The following is a 17,375-nucleotide window of genomic DNA, read 5'->3' on the forward strand; positions in this document are numbered from 1 at the left end:
CAGATGCCTGAAGGGAATCTGAAATCACTGTGAACGCATACAGAAATCGCTCTCATTGCCTTGTTTATTAAATTCACATGTTTTATAATCACAACTGTGAAATCAATAGTTTTCATACTTTAAAGGGAGGCTTTATGGCTGTTAAGAAGTACGTCTACAAGTTTTCAGAAGGCAACGGAAAGATGCGTGAGCTCCTCGGCGGCAAAGGTGCGAACCTTGCTGAGATGAGCAACATCGGTCTGCCGGTTCCGTCCGGATTCACGATCACGACGGAAGCCTGCATTCAGTATTATCACGACAACGAGACCATCGCTCCGGAGATCCAGAAGCAGATCGACAAGTATACTGCATGGCTCCAGAAGACGACTGGCAAGAAGCTGGGCGACAAGAAGAACCCGCTGCTTGTTTCGGTCCGTTCCGGTGCGCGTGCATCCATGCCTGGCATGATGGATACGATTCTGAACCTGGGCATGAATGATGAAGTCGTTCAGGTCGTTGAAGAGAAGACTCAGAACAAGCGTTTCGCTTATGACTCCTACCGCCGTTTCATCCAGATGTTCGGCGATGTCGTCATGGGCCTCAGCAAGGCTAAGTTCGAAGAGCTGATTGATGCCATGAAGGAAAAGAAGGGCGTCAAGCAGGATGTCGAGCTCGATGCGGATGATATGGTTGAACTCACCAAGGAGTTCAAGGAATTCTACAAGAAGAACCTGGGAGAAGATTTCCCGCAGGATCCGATCGTTCAGCTGAACCGTGCCATCATGGCAGTGTTCCGTTCCTGGAACAATGAGCGTGCAATCTACTACCGCCGCATGAACGATATCCCGGATGACTGGGGAACTGCAGTTTCCGTCATGGAAATGGTATTCGGGAACATGGGCAATGACTGCGGCACTGGTGTCGCATTCTCCCGCAATCCTGCAACTGGCGAGAACAAGCTGTTCGGTGAGTTCCTGATGAACGCACAGGGCGAAGACGTCGTTGCTGGTGTCCGCACTCCGGAGCCGATCGATCATCTGAAGAAAACGATGCCGGCTGCTTACAAGGAATTCGCAAGAATCTCCAAGCTGCTCGAGCATCATTATCATGATCTGCAGGATATGGAGTTCACGATTGAACATGGCAAGCTGTTCATGCTGCAGTGCCGCAACGGCAAGCGTACTGCCAATGCTGCTCTGAAGATCGCAGTTGACATGGTCAACGAGAAGCTCATCACGAAGGATGAAGCTCTGCTCATGGTAGAGCCGAAGCAGCTCGATGACCTGCTGCATCCGACGTTTGATAAAGCAGATCTCAAGAATAAGGCAAAGGATGTCATTGCCAAGGGCCTCGCTGCTGCTCCGGGCGCTGGCTGCGGCGCAATCGTGTTTACCGCCAAGGAAGCAGAAGAGCAGGCAGCTGCCGGCAAGAAGGTTGTCCTCGTCCGTCTTGAAACTTCTCCGGAAGATATCGCCGGGATGCACGTCTCCCAGGCAATCGTCACTGTCCGCGGCGGCATGACCAGCCACGCTGCAGTCGTTGCCCGCGGCATGGGTGCATGCTGCGTATCCGGATGCGGTGACATCAAGGTTGATGAAGAGAACAAGCAGTTCACGGTCAATGGGGAAGTCTTCAAGGAAGGCGACATCATCTCCGTCGATGGCAATACGGGTCTCGTATACCGCGGTGAAGTCAAGAGTGTTCCGGCTACGATTTCCGGAAACTTCGCAAAGTTCATGAAGTGGGCGGATGAGCGCCGCACAATGATGATCCGCACGAATGCTGATACTCCGGAAGATGCTGCAAGAGCAGTTGAGTTCGGTGCAGAAGGTGTTGGCCTTGTCCGTACAGAGCACATGTTCTTCAACTCCAAGGAGCGTATCGAAGCAATCCGCATGCTCTGTGTATCCACGACTCCGGAACAGCGCAAGAAGGCACTGGATCTCCTCGAGCCGTATCAGACGGAAGACTTCGAAGGAATCTTCGAAGCGATGAAGGGCCGCAGCGTCACTGTACGTCTGCTTGATCCGCCTCTGCATGAATTCCTGCCGCAGACTCCGGAAGCAATCAAGGAAGTCGCTGACAAGATGGGCATCACAGTCGAAGACGTTCAGGCAGCTGACGTTGCTCTCAAGGAATTCAACCCGATGATGGGCCACCGCGGATGCCGTCTGGATGTCACTTATCCGGAAATCGGCGTCATGCAGACAAGAGCAATCATCAACGCTGCCATTGCCATCAACAAGAAGCATCGCACATGGCACCTGGAGCCGGAAATCATGGTTCCGCTGGTCGGCGAGAAGAAAGAACTTGATTATGTAGCTGACATCATCCGCAAGACTGCTGATGAGACGATCGCTGCTGCCAAGGTCAAGATGAACTATCACATCGGCACGATGATCGAAGTTCCGCGCGGCGCTATCAATGCCGGCGAACTTGCTGAGACCGCTGAGTTCTTCTCCTTCGGAACAAACGATCTGACCCAGATGACCTTCGGCTTCTCCAGAGATGATGCTGGCAAGTTCCTCAAGGATTACTATGACAAGCACATCTATGAAAGCGATCCGTTCGCTCACATCGATGTGAATGGGGTCGGCAAGCTGGTCCGCTGGGCTGCTGAACATGGCCGTGCTACTCGCCCGGATATCCATCTGGGTGTCTGCGGTGAACATGGCGGTGATCCGGTTTCCATCCAGTTCTTCCAGACACTGAACCTGGACTATGTATCCTGCTCTCCGTACCGTGTCCCGCTGGCTCGTCTGGCTGCTGCACAGGCTGCGATCCGCGTCGACGCTGCCAAGAAGGCTGAGAAGGCTGCAGCAAAGCCTGCTAAGAAGGCTGTGAGGAAGACCGCAGCGAAGAAGGCCACGGCGAAGAAGACTGCTGGCAAGAAGCCGGCCGCAAAGAAGACTGCAGCGAAGAAGACCGCTGCTAAGAAGACGGCAGCGAAGAAGACCGCTGGCAGAAAGTCCGGCCGCAAGGCAAAGTAATCACTCTGATTCTATGAAGGCTGAGAAGCTTCTGATGTTTCGGACATCATGAGGCTTCCGGCCTTTTTTCTTGTTTGGGGCGAGCTTGATTTTGCAGGTCTGATTTCGTATATTGGAGATAGTAAGCAGCCATGCATCTGTTCTGCATGCATGGCAAAGGAGCAATTCATGGAACAATACATTATGGCCATTGACCAGGGAACTACCAGTTCTCGGGCGGTACTCTTCGATCATGAAAGCAGGATCATTTCCAGTGCCCAGAAGGAATTCACGCAGTACTTCCGGCATCCCGGATGGGTCGAGCATGATGCTAATGAAATCTGGCTGTCAGTCCTTTCAGTTATGGCAAGCTGCCTGCAGAAATCCGGCATTCAGCCCTCTCAGGTCGCCGGTATCGGTATTACGAATCAGCGTGAAACGACTGTCATCTGGAATAAGGAAACTGGTCTTCCCATCTGCAATGCCATCGTCTGGCAGTCGCGCCAGACGGCAGACATCTGCGATTCCCTGAAGAAACAGGGATATGAAGAACTGTTCCGTTCGAAGACCGGACTTCGCATCGATCCGTATTTCTCCGCGACGAAGATCCGCTGGATGCTTGATCAGGTGCCAGGGGCACAGAAACTTGCCGAACAGGGGAAACTGTATGCCGGAACCATTGATTCCTGGCTGATCTACTGCCTGTCTGGCATGAAAGCACATGTCACGGATTATTCCAATGCCAGCCGCACCTTGCTTTATAACATCTTCGAGAAGAGGTGGGATGAAGAACTGTGTCAGATTCTGAATATCCCGATGGAGATGCTGCCGGAGGTCAAGGACAGCAGCGGCCTATTCGCAGTGACGGCACCGTATCATTTCTTCGGTCAGGAAGTTCCGATTGCCGGGGTCGCAGGCGATCAGCAGGCTGCCCTGTTCGGCCAGAACTGCTTTGAAGAAGGAAGCGTCAAGAATACCTACGGAACCGGATGCTTCTTATTGATGAATACCGGATCCGTTCCGCACCGCAGCGAACATGGGCTCGTCACGACGATTGCCTGGGGCTATCAGGGAGAGATTACGTATGCCCTCGAAGGATCGGTATTTGTTGCCGGTTCTGCGATTCAGTGGTTAAGAGATCAGATGGAGTTCTTCGAGAAATCTTCTCAGTCGGAAGAACTTGCTCAGGCTGCTTCGAAGAATTCCGGCGTGATCCTTGTGCCGGCATTTGTCGGACTCGGTGCTCCGTACTGGGATGACCGCTGCCGTGGTGCATTGTTCGGCATCACGAGAGGAACGACAAAGGCCGATATCACGAAAGCAACTCTGGAATCTCTCGCTTATCAGACCAGAGACGTGCTGGATTCCATGGAACATGACTGCGGCCGGAAGATCCCGTATCTGAAGGTCGACGGCGGCGCCAGTGCGAACAACTACCTGATGCAGTTCCAGAGCGATCTCTTGCAGTGCGAAGTGCAGCGGCCTGGCAATATTGAGACGACTGCCATGGGAGCTGCTCATCTGGCGGGACTTGGCGTCGGGTTCTGGAAGAGTCCGGAAGAGCTGACGGCAGAATCGAAGAAGAACCGCATGGTTTATTCGCCGCAGATGACCGCAAAAGAGTCGGAGCATCTGTATGCTCGCTGGCAGAAAGCGGTTCAGGCTGCCAGGATGTTTCCGGCAGAAGATTGACAGATTCTGAGACTCGCTGTATAACAAAGTCACAAATGCGATGAACAGGACAACAGTTCTGAGCGCTCGGATCAGAAAGGTTTCCGGCTGATGAGAGGAAACTGAGGAGCACAGAATTTACCCCCTGGGAGCAGGTCCTCAATCGGATCCCGCTATCCTGCGTTAAAGGGTTAATGAGGAGTCCGGAGACAGTCCGGGAAACAAGGTGGTACCGCGCTCGTTCAGCGTCCTTCGTATGAGGGACGCTTTTCTTTTATAAAGGAGATTACGATGATCAATTTCAAGGAAGATGAGAAACTGCATGTTCTCAATCACAGCTGTGCCCATCTGATGGCACAGGCCGTGAAGCATCTGTATCCGCAGGCGAAGTTCTGGGTCGGACCGGTAGTCGAAGAAGGATTCTATTATGATATGGACCTCGGCGATGACGTGATCCGCGATGAAGATCTGCCGAGAATCGAGAAAGAGATGAAGAAGCTTGCCAAGGATGGCAAGAAGATTGTACGTCATGAAATCACGAAGGCGGAAGCTCTCGAGATGTTCAAGGATGATCCGTACAAGCTCGATCTGATCAATCGCATGGATGAGAACGAGCAGGTCATCTCCTGCTATACGCAGGGAGATTACACCGATCTCTGCCGCGGCCCGCATGTCGACAATACGAAGATGTGCCGCTATTTCAAGCTTCTGAAGCATTCCGGTGCATACTGGAAGGGCGATGAGCATAACAAGGTTCTGCAGAGAATCTACGGCGTCTGCTTCCCGACTCAGGAAGAACTGGATGCGTATCTGGCAGAACTCGAAGATGCGAAAGCAAGAGATCACCGCAAGCTTGGCAAGGAACTGCAGATGTTCATGTTCTCGGATGTGGTCGGTGCGGGACTGCCGATGTATCTGCCGAATGGCTTCACGGTCCGCAGAATTCTGTCCGATTACATCATGGACAAGGAACTCGATCAGGGCTATATCCATGTCATGACGCCGTCTGTTGCCAACGTCAAGCTGTATAAGATCTCCGGCCACTGGGATCATTACAAGGATGATATGTTCCCGGCCATGCAGGATCGCAGAGACCCGGATAATGCATATGTGCTTCGTCCGATGAACTGCCCGGAGCATATGATGATCTACAAGAACACTCTGCATTCCTACCGCGATCTGCCAGTCAGAATCGCTGAGATTGCAAATGACTTCCGTTTCGAGGCATCCGGGGCCCTGACGGGCATCGAGAGGGCTCGTGCCTTCACACAGAATGATTCTCATATCTTCTGCCGCCCGGACCAGATCGGTTCTGAGATCAAGGCAGTGACAAAGCTGATTCTTGATGTCTACAAAGACTTCGGCTTCAAGGAATACAGCTTCCGTCTGTCCCTCAGAGATACGGACAATGCTGCCAAGTACTTCGGCAATGATGAGCTCTGGGAGCGCAGCGAGACGGAACTGCGCGAAGTGCTGAAGGAGATGGGCGTCAAGTACTATGAAGCCAAGGGCGAAGCAGCCTTCTACGGACCGAAGATCGATGTTCAGGTCCGCAGTGCCATCGGCCATGATGTGACGCTTTCCACGATCCAGCTCGACTATCAGCTTCCGGAGCGGTTCGAACTCGAATATGTCGACAGCGATGGCACGAAGAAGCGTCCGGTCGTCATTCACCGTGCAATTCTCGGTTCCCTCGATCGTTTCATTGCCTTCCTGCTTGAAGAGACGAAGGGTGTTCTTCCGCTCTGGCTGGCCCCGAAGCAGGTCGTGATTCTTCCGGTTTCCGGAGAGTCTGAGAGCCAGCTGAAGTATGCCGAAGAGATTGAACGTCAGCTCAAGGCAAGAGGCATGCGTGTTTCCGTCGATTCCCGCAACGAGAAGCTTGGCTACCGTGTCCGCGAAGCACAGACGAGCAAGATTCCGGTTGAGATCGTGGTCGGCGAAGGCGAAGTCAATGACCATGCAGTAACCGTACGCCGCTATGGTTCCAAGGATGCGGTGAAGATGAGCTTCGATGAATTCTGCAGCAAAGCTGCCGAAGAGATTGCTTCGAAAGGACTGTGATCCGCATGGCAGAAGCTAATCGCATCGCTGTGATCGCGATCGTCGTCGAGGACCGCGACTGCGTTCCCCGGCTGAATGAAATCCTGCATGAATACGGCGACTGCATCATCGGCCGCATGGGGATTCCGTATCCGAAGAAGAATCTTTCGCTGATCAGCGTAGCAGTGGATGCGCCGAATGACCGCGTTTCCGCACTGACCGGAAAGCTGGGAGCGATCGAAGGTCTGACCGTCCGCACCGCATATTCCAAATCCTGATTCAATTGACTGAAGGTGTCTCTTTCCAGGAGCACCTTTTTTCTATGCATGCATGAGTGCAAAGACTCAGAACGTCCCCTGCTAAGATTGTGAAATAATCTGAATGTCTGCAAAATCTCCTCTCAGGTGTATGGTATTCAAAATCAGATTTAAGTATAATAATCACAGGTGCTTCAGAATCTGAAAAATGCACACTGAATCATCATCAGATTCCGAAAAGAAGGGAGTGTCCAGAATAATGGAACGTTTGAATCAGGAGAGCCTGAAAGCAATCGATCAGATCGTCGAGCGTCATCGCGGCGAGCCGGGACCGGCCATCGTCATGCTGCATGAAGTGCAGGATTCCCTAGGGTATATCCCGTTTGAGGCGATGGAGAAAATCGCTGCGGCCACGAATCAGAGTGTTGCCGACATCTACGGGGTTGTATGTTTCTATGCACAGTTCACCACTCAGCCGAAAGGCAAGCATGTCATCAATGTATGCCTCGGTACTGCATGCTATGTCAAGGGAAGCCAGGCACTGATTGATGAAGCGATGAAGCTGACGGGAGCTGCGATCAACAAGACTTCGGAAGACGGGATGTTCTCACTTGATGCGACCAGGTGCTTAGGTGCGTGCGGCCTTGCTCCGGTATGCGTGATTGACGGAAAGACCATCGGGCAGTGCACGATTGCTCGGCTGGACGAAGAAGTCGGCAGGATCCGTTCTGCGGAATCTGCTGCCTGAGGAAACAGATATATGCGGGCAGACGAGATCACTGGTGCGGTCCATGCAGTTACCCTCCATACGGCTGATGCCGGCTGGAAGGAGAAGGAGTATTCTGCTGCTTTTGCGACCGATCTGATGAGTGATGCCCTAGCGATGATTCAGAAGTCTCCGGAGAGCACCGTGCTGATCACGGGCCTCTGCAATGCGCAGGTGCTGCGCACGGCCGAGATGCTGGATGTGAACCTCGTGATCATTGTACGCGGAAAGCATCTTTCCGATCTCGACCTGTCCATTGCTGATGAGATGAATATCAGTCTTTTTTCCACCGATCTCACGATGTATGAGACGTGCGGCATCCTCTATGAGAAAGGACTGCACGGCATATGACGGCAGTTCTTCACCAGGAATATCAGGTGGTTCAGGATGACTATGCAAACGCCGGGGAGGCCAGCAGCCATATCAAGCAGACGCTGAGCCAGATCGGCTATCCTCCCAGAGTGCTGAGAAGGATTGCCGTGGCCAGCTATGAAGCAGAGATCAACATGATCATCCATGCCTATGGCGGAAAGATCACCATGGATGTCATGGATGATGGGACCGTTTCTCTCTGCTTTGCTGATCCAGGTCCGGGAATTCCGGATCTCGAAAAAGCCATGACGCCTGGCTGGTCAACTGCCAGCGAGAAAGCGAGAGAGCTCGGCTTCGGCGCCGGCATGGGACTGCCGAATATCAAGCGGGTTTCCGATCGGTTTGATATTCAGACATCGCCTGCCGGAACCATTCTGAAGCTCCGCTTCCATCAGACCTCATGAAAGCAAAAACCGTTGTCACTTACACCTTGTCCCGGTGCGTGAAATGTCTGAAATGCGTGAAGTCGTGTCCGACCAGTGCGCTGTCGATGGAGCAGGGAAGGATCCTCGTGAACCCCGACCGCTGCATCAACTGCGGAAGGTGTATCCGCAGCTGCCATAATAAAGGCCTGCTTGCCCAGGGAAGCACGCTGGAAGATATCCGTTCCTACGATTATACGGTATGCATGGTGCCATCGGCCCTGAGCAATTCCTGCCGTTCAAGAGAAGAAGCCGAAGATCTGTTCCACGCCATCCGGATGCTCGGATTCGACGAAGTCGTCGACATCTCGCCGGTCGAAGGACAGATCATGCATGAAACGAAGATGCTGTCTGAAGAGTTCGGCAATCAGAATGTCATCGCTTCATTCTGTCCGGTCGTCAACCGTCTGATCGAAACCGTCTATCCGATGCTGCTGGACAATCTGGCACCGCTGATCTATCCGAGCGAAGCGGCTGCGAAAATGATCCGGAAGATGCATCAGAATCATGGCCGGGTCGGAATCTTCAGCTGCTGCGAATGCGAAGCAAAGCTTGCCCTGGCAAAATACCCATACGGCAACTTCGAATATGAAACCGATCATGCGCTGGCAATTGTCGATATCTTTCCGAAAATCCGCCAGAACATGAAGAAAGGCAGAGACGAAGTCCTGTTTTCCAGAGAGGGACTGCAGTCCTGCAACCCTGCAGCCATGGCCCAGAAACCGGAATATCTGATTGCCGATGGCTTCGAGAAAATCAATTCCGTGCTGTCCCTCGAGGAATTCGGACAGCTGAATACGTATCGTCTGCTTTACCTGTTTCCATGCTTCAATGGCTGTATCGGCGGCCATCTGCTCTGGGGCAACAGCTTTCTGACCCGGAACAACATCTATGAGCTGACGTCCGATGGAGAGAAGCCGATCTCAGAGATTCCGCTCGATGATCTGTACAGCGACAGCGTATGCCGCACGAGCGAAGATCAGAGAACGTTCTCCGAGAAGTTGGCATTCTTCCAGAAAGTCAACGAACAGCTCGAGAGACTGCCTGGCTATGACTGCAGTGCATGCGGCATGCAGACATGCCGGATCATGGCCGAGGAAATCGCCAAAGGAAACAAGACACTCGATGACTGCAGAATCCGTGCAGCGATGAAGGAGGGTGCACATGACCATCAGGGAACTCCTTGACAGAACCGGCTGGAAGAATGACAATCCGGACCTTGATCTGTCACGGAACATCACCGGCGGATATGCCGGCGATCTGCTCAGCTGGGTGATGGGAAGAGGCCAGCCCGGCCAGGCCTGGATCACCGTCCAGGTACATCGCAACATCATTGCCGTGGCTGCGCTCAGGGAATTCTCCTGCATCATCATTGCCGATGGTGCTTCCGTTCCGGAAGATCTCATCACCAAGGCAGAAGAAGAGAACATTGTGATTCTGGAAAGCGGCATGCCGGTTTATGAGACTGCCGTCACGCTCTCGAAGCTGCTCTGATGTACTACGACCTGCATATCCACAGCTGCCTGTCTCCATGTGCAGAAGAGGAGATGACTCCGAACAACATCTGCAACATGGCGCTGCTGAAAGGACTGGATCTGATCGCGGTCAGCGATCATAATTCCTGCCGCCAGCAGCCTGGTATGAAAGATGCCGCACAGCAGACCGGGATCCGTCTTCTATATGGAGCAGAATTGCAGAGCATGGAAGAAGTGCATATCCTGGCGCTTTTCAGGAACCTGGAAGACAGTCAGAAGCTGCAGGCCTGGATTGATACCGTGATGCCATCGGTACCGAATGATCCGGACTACTTCGGAAGCGAGGAAATCCGGAACGGTATGGATGAGCTGATCGGCATCGAGGAACGGTTGCTGCTAGTTTCCCTGAATGCCGCACTGGAGGAATGCATCGATGCGATTCATGCATGTTCCGGAATTGCGGTGCCTGCGCATGTGATGGGCAGAGAAAACAGCATCATGAACCAGCTCGGATTCATTCCGGAAGATCTGGATTATGATGCGCTGGAAATCAGAAACGAGAAGGAGAAAGAAGAAGTCCTGTCCCTGCATCCATGGATGAAGGAGGAAGATACGATCTGGCTGATCGACAGCGATGCTCATCGGCTGGTCGATATCTCGGAACGGGAACATCAGATGTCAGAAGAAACGCTGGAAAGTCTCTGGAGGAAACGGCTATGATGCAGGATCTGGCAATGCAGATTCTTGAGATTCTCATGAACAGCATCCAGGCTGGTGCCAGGCGTATTCTCGTGAAGATTCGTGAAAGCCGGAAAGATAACGTGATTGAGATCATGGTTCAGGATGATGGAAAGGGAATGAGTCCGGAACTAGCCGCAAGGGTATCGGATCCATTCACGACCACCCGGAAGACCAGAAAAGTCGGCATGGGAGTTGCATTTCTGAAAGGGATGACGGAGCAGTGCAATGGAACATTTGACATTCAGAGCGAAGTCGGAAAAGGAACGATCATCACTGCTTCTGTGCAGAGAGACTGCATTGATACTCCGGAGATGGGAGATCTCGGAGAGATGATGATGGACTGCATCTCAGCAGATGATTCCATCGATTACGTATTGCGCTTCAGTACCGATGAAAAGGAGTTTGTCTTTGAATCCGGAGAGGTCAGGAAACAGCTGGCAGGTGTGCCCCTGCAGACGCCTGAAGTGCTTCTCTGGATGAAAGAATACATCAGCGAAGGAATAAAGCAGACCAAGGAGGAGAACGAATGAAGAGTCTGGAAGATCTCAAGAAAATGAGAGAAGCTGCTTTAAAGAAGGTCGAGATGCGAGACAGTGAGAAGAGCTATCGCGTGGTGGTGGGCATGGCTACCTGCGGAATCGCTGCCGGCGCAAGACCGGTGCTCAAGCGTCTGGTTGAAGAGACTGCAGAGCACGGCTACGACTGCGTGGTCACGCAGACCGGATGTATCGGCATGTGCGTCTATGAGCCGATCGTCGAAGTGTATGGCAAGGATGGCGAGCATACCACCTATGTCCATATGACACCTGAGAAGGCAGCGAAGGTTCTCGCAGAACACATCGGCAAGGGGCACATCGTAGAAGAATATACGGTTGATGCCGCAAAGAAGGCACAGGAGGCTTGATCGTATATGATCCGTACGAATGTACTCTGCTGCGCAGGTACCGGCTGCACAGCAAGCCAGTCCGGAAAAATCTATGATAATTTCATTGAACAGATTCAGAAATTCGGACTGCAGGATGAAGTGAAGGTCGTCAAGACCGGCTGCTTCGGCTTATGCCAGAAGGGGCCTATTGTCGCCATTTACCCGGACAAGGTATTCTATTCCCATGTGAAGCCGGAGGATGTCGAGCGCATCGTCTCCGAGCATCTCTACAAAGGAAGAGTCGTCAAGGATCTCGAACTCAGCGATGAAGACCGTGAGACGCATGAGAAGATTCTTGAAATCGACAAGATCAACTTCTACAAGAAGCAGGAACGCATTGCCCTGCGCAACTGCGGCAAGATCAATCCGGAAGATATCACCGAATACATTGCCATGGACGGCTATGAGGCACTGGGCAAGGCAGTGACCACGATGACGCCTCAGGAAGTCATCGATGTCATGAAGAAGTCCGGCCTGCGCGGAAGAGGCGGAGCAGGCTTCCCGACGGGCGTGAAGTGGCAGTTCGAGAAGGATGCTCCAGGTACGGAGAAATATGTCATCTGCAACGCGGATGAAGGAGACCCTGGCGCATTCATGGATCGTTCCATTCTTGAAGGAGATCCGAATGCGGTCATCGAAGGCATGGCTATCATGGCTTATGCTGTCGGAGCACAGAAGGGCTATATCTATGTCCGTGCAGAATATCCGATTGCCGTCCATCGTCTGAAGATTGCCATCAAACAGGCAGAAGATCTGAACCTGCTCGGCAAGAATATCTTCGGATCCGGCTTCAATTTTGATATCGAGATCCGTCTTGGTGCAGGCGCATTCGTCTGCGGCGAAGAGACCGCACTGATTGCCAGCATTGAAGGCCAGAGAGGAATGCCGCGTCCGAAACCGCCATTCCCGGCTGTTTCCGGTGTCTGGGGCAAGCCGACCAGCATCAACAATGTCGAGACGCTTGCTAACGTTCCGCAGATCATCAACAAGGGTGCTGACTGGTACGCTTCCATCGGTACGGAAAAGTCCAAAGGAACCAAGGTCTTCGCACTCGGCGGCAAGATCAGGAATACCGGACTTGTCGAGGTACCGATGGGAACCACGCTCCGTGAGATTATCTATGAGATCGGCGGAGGCTGCCCGAACAACAAGGAATTCAAAGCCGTTCAGACCGGCGGTCCTTCCGGAGGATGCCTGACGGAAAAAGAGCTGGATACTCCGATTGATTATGAATCTCTGATCCAGGCTGGTTCCATGATGGGATCCGGCGGCATGATCGTCCTCGATGAAGACAACTGCATGGTCGATGTTGCCAGATTCTACATGGAATTCATCGTCGATGAATCCTGCGGAAAGTGCACGCCGTGCCGGGTCGGCACGAAGCGCCTGCTGGAGATGCTGACGAAGATCACTAAGGGCGAAGGCACCATGGAGATGCTGGACGAAATGGAGAAGCTCTGCTACGAGATCAAGGACACTGCGCTCTGCGGTCTTGGTCAGACAGCACCGAACCCGATTCTTTCCACGCTGAAGCATTTCCGCGGTGAATATGAAGCTCATATTAAGGAGAAGCGCTGCCCGGCTGGTGTCTGCAAGGCTCTGCTTACGTACAAGATCAACCCGGACAACTGCCGCAAGTGCTCCATGTGTGCAAGGAACTGCCCGGTCGGCGCAATTACCGGCGTCGCTGGCAAAGAAGCATTCCGGATCGATCCGTCCAAGTGCATCAAGTGCGGTACCTGCATGACCGTCTGCCGGTTCGGTGCAGTGGAACGGTCCTAGGAAAGGAGAACCCTGACAATGACTGAAGTACATCTGAAGATCAATAACCGCAACGTCACAGCAGAAGCAGGTCAGACGGTTCTGGAAGCCGCACGCAATGCCGGCATCAAGATTCCTACGCTCTGCTATCTGAGAAATATCAACAAGTCCGGAAACTGCCGTGTCTGCCTGGTTGAAGTCAAGAAAGCACGTTCGCTCTTAAGTGCATGCACGACCCCGGTCAGCGAAGGCATGGAAGTCTGGACCAATAGCGAACGGGCTCTTGCGGGCCGGCGAAATACGGTTGAGCTGATCATGTCCAACCACAGCAAGAACTGCCTGTCCTGCAAGCGCAACCAGAATTGCGAACTGCAGACTCTGGCAGAGGAACTCGGCATCCGTACAGACAAATTCGAAGGAGCGCACACCAAGCCTTCTTATGATGATTTCTCTTACGGAATCGTCCGCGATACAACCAAGTGCGTGCTTTGCGAGCGGTGCATCGAGACCTGCCGCAAGGTTCAGGGACTCGGCATCCTCGGCCTGGAAAACCGCGGCTTCAATACGATTGTCGCCCCGGTCTACGGCAAGAGCATGAAGGATGTAGACTGCATGCAGTGCGGCCAGTGCGTCATCAACTGCCCGACTGGCGCATTGACGGAAAAAGAGAATATCACCGATGTCGTGAATGCTCTGAATGATCCGGAGAAGATCGTCATCGTGCAGACTGCACCGGCAGTAAGAGCATCGCTGGGTGAAGAGTTCGGGCTTCCGATCGGAACCAGAGTCACCGGCAAGATGACGGCTGCGCTCAGAAGATGCGGATTCGACCGTGTCTATGATACGAACTTCGCTGCCGACCTCACGATCATGGAAGAAGGCAATGAGCTGCTGGAACGCCTGAGTCATGGCGGCGTGCTGCCGATGTTCACTTCCTGCTCGCCAGGCTGGATCCGCTATATCGAATACGAATATCCGGAACTGCTGCCGCATCTTTCGACGGCAAAGTCTCCGCATATGATGATGGGCGCGATGATCAAGAGCTACTGGGCAAAGAAGCATAACGTGAATCCGAAGGATATCTATGTCGTGTCCATCATGCCATGCACGGCAAAGAAATCCGAGATTCATCGTCCGGAATGCATGACGCAGGAATATCCGGATGTCGATGCAGTCCTGACTACCAGAGAATGCGGAAGACTGATCAAGCTTTTCGGCATTGACTTCAATGAACTCCCGGATGAGGAATTCGACCAGGATCTCATGGGCGAGTATTCAGGTGCCGGCGTTATCTTCGGTGCAACCGGAGGTGTCATGGAAGCAGCTCTCCGTACCGTCAAGCAGAAACTGGACGGACATAAGCTTGAGAAAGTGGACTTCATGGAATGCCGCGGCATGGCCGGAGTCAAGGAAGCACAGGTAGAACTCGGCGGAACGAAGCTCTGGATCGCCATCACTTCCAGCATGACTGCCGCAAAGCCGCTTCTGGAAGAAGTGAAGAACGGCACTTCCAAGTATACCTTTATCGAAGTCATGGGCTGCCCGGGCGGATGCCTGAATGGCGGCGGCCAGTCCATCGTTCCTGCTTCTGTCAAAAATGGCAAGCTCGGCTATGGCTACAAGGAACTCCGCATGAAGGCTCTCTATGATGAAGACGCTTCCTGCGAGGTCCGGGTCAGCTCTGATAACCCGCAGATCCAGAAAGCTTATGAAGACTTCCTCGGTGCGCCAGGCAGCGAGCTGGCTGAGGAACTGCTCCATACGACCTATACGCCGAAACAGCGTTTCCACATCTTCAGCGACTGACTATTACTCGTTCTCCTGTCCGCCCTGTATTATTGCAGGGCGGACTTTTCTGATGAAAAACCAGAACAAATTCCTGAGCTGCAGGATCGATCATGCCGAGATCCGACATCTTGATTTCCAGTGCAGCCATTAGAGCAAGTGCCGCAACCGACAGTCTCTTTTACCGGGACATCGATGGTCTCAGGATGATCATATTCCGCATGAGCGATGAAGCCTTCGCATACGTACTCGTCTCCATCCAGGACTTTTCCGGTAAACATATTCATGATCCTTGCATTGGTGAATACGGTATCACATGGAATCTCTCCGGGCGCTGCTTTCAGCAGGGCTTCGGGATGTTCTGCCAGCAGTTTCAGCATGTTTCTTCTTCCTGACTATCATCCATTCTGACTTCATGATAAGAAACAGAAATCGGAAAGGGCATAAAGAAAGCAGAGGAGATTTTCCTCTGCCTGAATCGAATCAATGCTGGACTTTCACGCGGCTTGCTTCGAGAAGTTCCTTGACTTTCTTCGCCGCAGCGTCGACCGGAAGCTCTTCTGCTTCTCCATTTCTCGGCTTGAATTCCACGATTCCGTCTTTCGCACCGCGGCCGACCGTGATCCGGAACGGAATGCCGATCAGATCCATGTCCTTGAATTTGACGCCAGGGCGGGCATCGCGATCATCGAGGATCGTATCGACGCCGAGATCCTGCAGCTCCTGATAAAGCTGATCTGCTACCTGGTTCTGAACTTCATCCTTTGTGGAGATGATGACGATCGCTGCCGCATACGGAGCGATGTCTGCTGGCCAGGCAATGCCATTGTCATCATGATTCTGCTCCACCAGCGCAGCCATGCAGCGGCCCGGGCCGATGCCGTAGCTTCCCATCCAGACATACTGAAGCTTATTCTCTGCATCGAGATACTGAAGATCCATCGCCTTGGAATACTTCGTGCCGAGCTTGAAGGTGTTGCCGCATTCAATCCCATGCGCGAAATGAATCCTGCCTCCGCACTTTGGGCAGATATCGCCTTCCATGATATTTCTCACATCAGCAACCTTATCTGCCTTGAAGTCTTTCTGGTTCACATTCGTGTAGTGGTAGCCGGTCTTATTTGCGCCGACGACGAAATTCTGCATATAGGTGACTTCCGGATCCGCAACGAGCTCGCAGCGGATGCCGATCGGACCGGCAAAGCCGATATCCGCACCGGTAGCTTCCTTTACCATTTCCGGATCAGCCAGCTCGACGCTGTCTGCCTGATAGAGCTTGCGGAGCTTGACTTCATTCACATCGCGGTCGCCGCGCACCATGACTGCGACCGGCTTTCCGTCGACATTGTAGATCAGTGTCTTCACGAACTTCTTTACGTCCTTATGCAGGAAGCTGACGACTTCTTCGATGGTTCGGCTGTTGGGCGTCTCGATGAGCTCTTTCTCGAGTTCGGCTTCCTGCTCTGCCGGTTTTTCCGGAACGCACGGAGCGACTTCGATGTTGCTGGAGAAATCGCAGCTGTCGCAGAGCACGAGAATATCCTCACCCAGCGGGGTAACTGCCTGGAATTCCTCGGAGAGCAGTCCGCCCATGACGCCGGTATCTGCCCGGACGATCTTATAGTTCAGATGCAGGCGGTCCATGATGTTCTTGTAAGCCTGGAACTGCTTTGCATACGCTTCATCGAGTCCGGCCTCATCTTTGTCGAAGGTATAGGCATCCTTCATCGCAAACTCTCTGACCCGGACCAGACCATAGCGAGGCCGCGGCTCATCGCGGAACTTCGTCTCGATCTGATACAGCGAGAAAGGCATATCCTTGTAGGAACGGATCTGCATCTTCGCAGCTGCCGCAAACAGTTCTTCATGCGTCGGGCCTAAGCAGTATGGCATGCCTTTGCGGTCTTTCAGCGTGAACATATCCTTGCCGAAGCCTGCCCGTCTACCGGAAGCTACATAGACTTCCTCCGGAATCAATGCCGGCATCAGGAGCTCCTGGCAGCCGGTGCGGTCCATCTCATCGCGGATGATTGCCTCGATCTTGCTGATGACGCGGAAGCCCAGCGGCATCTGCATATATACTCCTGCAGAGCTCTTGCGGATATATCCTGCTCTTACAAGAAGGTTCCCGCTGATGGAATCTTCGTCTTTTACATCCTCTCTCAGGGTGTAGAAGAAACTGTTCTTCAATCTCATAAAATGTCCTCTT

At 52.9% G+C, this 17,375-nt stretch carries 16 protein-coding genes; 14 read left to right on the top strand and 2 right to left on the bottom strand.

Annotated features, from left to right (window positions below; genetic code table 11):
- The first annotated feature begins 134 nt into the window (after window positions 1-134).
- From ppdK to C7E00_RS07630, 14 genes are all read left to right on the top strand, one after another.
- Window positions 135-2,969, top strand: a complete 2,835-nt coding sequence (gene ppdK / locus C7E00_RS07565; protein ID WP_105303717.1) for a pyruvate, phosphate dikinase — start codon at window positions 135-137, stop codon at window positions 2,967-2,969.
- A gap of 168 nt (window positions 2,970-3,137) precedes the next feature.
- Entirely contained in the window at window positions 3,138-4,640 is a 1,503-nt protein-coding gene (gene glpK, locus C7E00_RS07570) for a glycerol kinase GlpK (protein WP_105304898.1), read from the top strand.
- A gap of 270 nt (window positions 4,641-4,910) precedes the next feature.
- Window positions 4,911-6,683 carry a threonine--tRNA ligase gene (thrS, locus tag C7E00_RS07575; RefSeq protein WP_105303718.1) on the top strand — a complete coding sequence of 591 codons (1,773 nt, stop codon included), beginning with the start codon at window positions 4,911-4,913 and terminating at the stop codon, window positions 6,681-6,683.
- A 5-nt stretch (window positions 6,684-6,688) separates the two neighbouring features.
- Window positions 6,689-6,940 (top strand): TM1266 family iron-only hydrogenase system putative regulator, encoded by a 252-nt coding sequence (locus C7E00_RS07580; protein WP_105303719.1) that lies wholly within the window; start codon window positions 6,689-6,691, stop codon window positions 6,938-6,940.
- A 238-nt stretch (window positions 6,941-7,178) separates the two neighbouring features.
- Complete coding sequence (locus C7E00_RS07585; RefSeq protein WP_105303720.1) at window positions 7,179-7,667, top strand: NADH-quinone oxidoreductase subunit NuoE family protein; 489 nt, start codon at window positions 7,179-7,181, stop codon at window positions 7,665-7,667.
- A 12-nt stretch (window positions 7,668-7,679) separates the two neighbouring features.
- Window positions 7,680-8,036 carry a hypothetical protein gene (locus tag C7E00_RS07590; RefSeq protein WP_105303721.1) on the top strand — a complete coding sequence of 119 codons (357 nt, stop codon included), beginning with the start codon at window positions 7,680-7,682 and terminating at the stop codon, window positions 8,034-8,036.
- The gene (locus C7E00_RS07595; protein WP_105303722.1) at window positions 8,033-8,461 is read left to right on the top strand and encodes an ATP-binding protein; all 429 of its coding nucleotides are present in this window, start codon (window positions 8,033-8,035) and stop codon (window positions 8,459-8,461) included. Before C7E00_RS07590 ends, C7E00_RS07595 begins: the two co-directional genes overlap by 4 nt.
- A complete protein-coding gene (locus C7E00_RS07600) occupies window positions 8,458-9,666 on the top strand; it encodes a [Fe-Fe] hydrogenase large subunit C-terminal domain-containing protein (RefSeq protein WP_105303723.1) in 1,209 nt (402 codons plus the stop codon). The genes C7E00_RS07595 and C7E00_RS07600 overlap by 4 nt, the downstream gene beginning before the upstream one ends.
- Window positions 9,644-9,973 carry an AraC family transcriptional regulator gene (locus C7E00_RS07605; RefSeq protein ID WP_105303724.1) on the top strand — a complete coding sequence of 110 codons (330 nt, stop codon included), beginning with the start codon at window positions 9,644-9,646 and terminating at the stop codon, window positions 9,971-9,973. Before C7E00_RS07600 ends, C7E00_RS07605 begins: the two co-directional genes overlap by 23 nt.
- The gene (locus tag C7E00_RS07610; protein ID WP_105303725.1) at window positions 9,973-10,674 is read left to right on the top strand and encodes a PHP domain-containing protein; all 702 of its coding nucleotides are present in this window, start codon (window positions 9,973-9,975) and stop codon (window positions 10,672-10,674) included. Before C7E00_RS07605 ends, C7E00_RS07610 begins: the two co-directional genes overlap by 1 nt.
- Window positions 10,671-11,225: an ATP-binding protein gene (locus C7E00_RS07615; protein WP_167836519.1), complete on the top strand. Its 555-nt coding sequence runs from the start codon at window positions 10,671-10,673 to the stop codon at window positions 11,223-11,225. The genes C7E00_RS07610 and C7E00_RS07615 overlap by 4 nt, the downstream gene beginning before the upstream one ends.
- Complete coding sequence (locus tag C7E00_RS07620) at window positions 11,222-11,599, top strand: (2Fe-2S) ferredoxin domain-containing protein (protein ID WP_105303727.1); 378 nt, start codon at window positions 11,222-11,224, stop codon at window positions 11,597-11,599. The genes C7E00_RS07615 and C7E00_RS07620 overlap by 4 nt, the downstream gene beginning before the upstream one ends.
- A gap of 6 nt (window positions 11,600-11,605) precedes the next feature.
- On the top strand, window positions 11,606-13,402 hold the full coding sequence (gene nuoF / locus C7E00_RS07625) for an NADH-quinone oxidoreductase subunit NuoF (protein WP_105303728.1): 1,797 nt from the start codon (window positions 11,606-11,608) through the stop codon (window positions 13,400-13,402).
- Window positions 13,403-13,420: 18 nt separating this feature from the next.
- Window positions 13,421-15,187 carry an NADH-dependent [FeFe] hydrogenase, group A6 gene (locus C7E00_RS07630; RefSeq protein ID WP_105303729.1) on the top strand — a complete coding sequence of 589 codons (1,767 nt, stop codon included), beginning with the start codon at window positions 13,421-13,423 and terminating at the stop codon, window positions 15,185-15,187.
- A gap of 29 nt (window positions 15,188-15,216) precedes the next feature.
- Here the strand turns inward: C7E00_RS07630 and C7E00_RS07635 are convergent, their stop codons facing one another.
- Both C7E00_RS07635 and C7E00_RS07640 read right to left on the bottom strand, forming a co-directional pair.
- Window positions 15,217-15,546, bottom strand: coding sequence for a hypothetical protein (locus tag C7E00_RS07635; RefSeq protein ID WP_105303730.1), 330 nt, complete (start codon window positions 15,544-15,546; stop codon window positions 15,217-15,219).
- 103 nt (window positions 15,547-15,649) lie between these two features.
- Window positions 15,650-17,362, bottom strand: a complete 1,713-nt coding sequence (locus tag C7E00_RS07640; protein WP_105303731.1) for a proline--tRNA ligase — start codon at window positions 17,360-17,362, stop codon at window positions 15,650-15,652.
- Between the last annotated feature and the right edge of the window lie 13 nt (window positions 17,363-17,375).

Source organism: Anaerolactibacter massiliensis, from assembly GCF_900290205.1.
GTDB classification, from domain to species: Bacteria; Bacillota_I; Bacilli_A; order Erysipelotrichales; family Erysipelotrichaceae; genus Bulleidia; species Bulleidia intestinalis.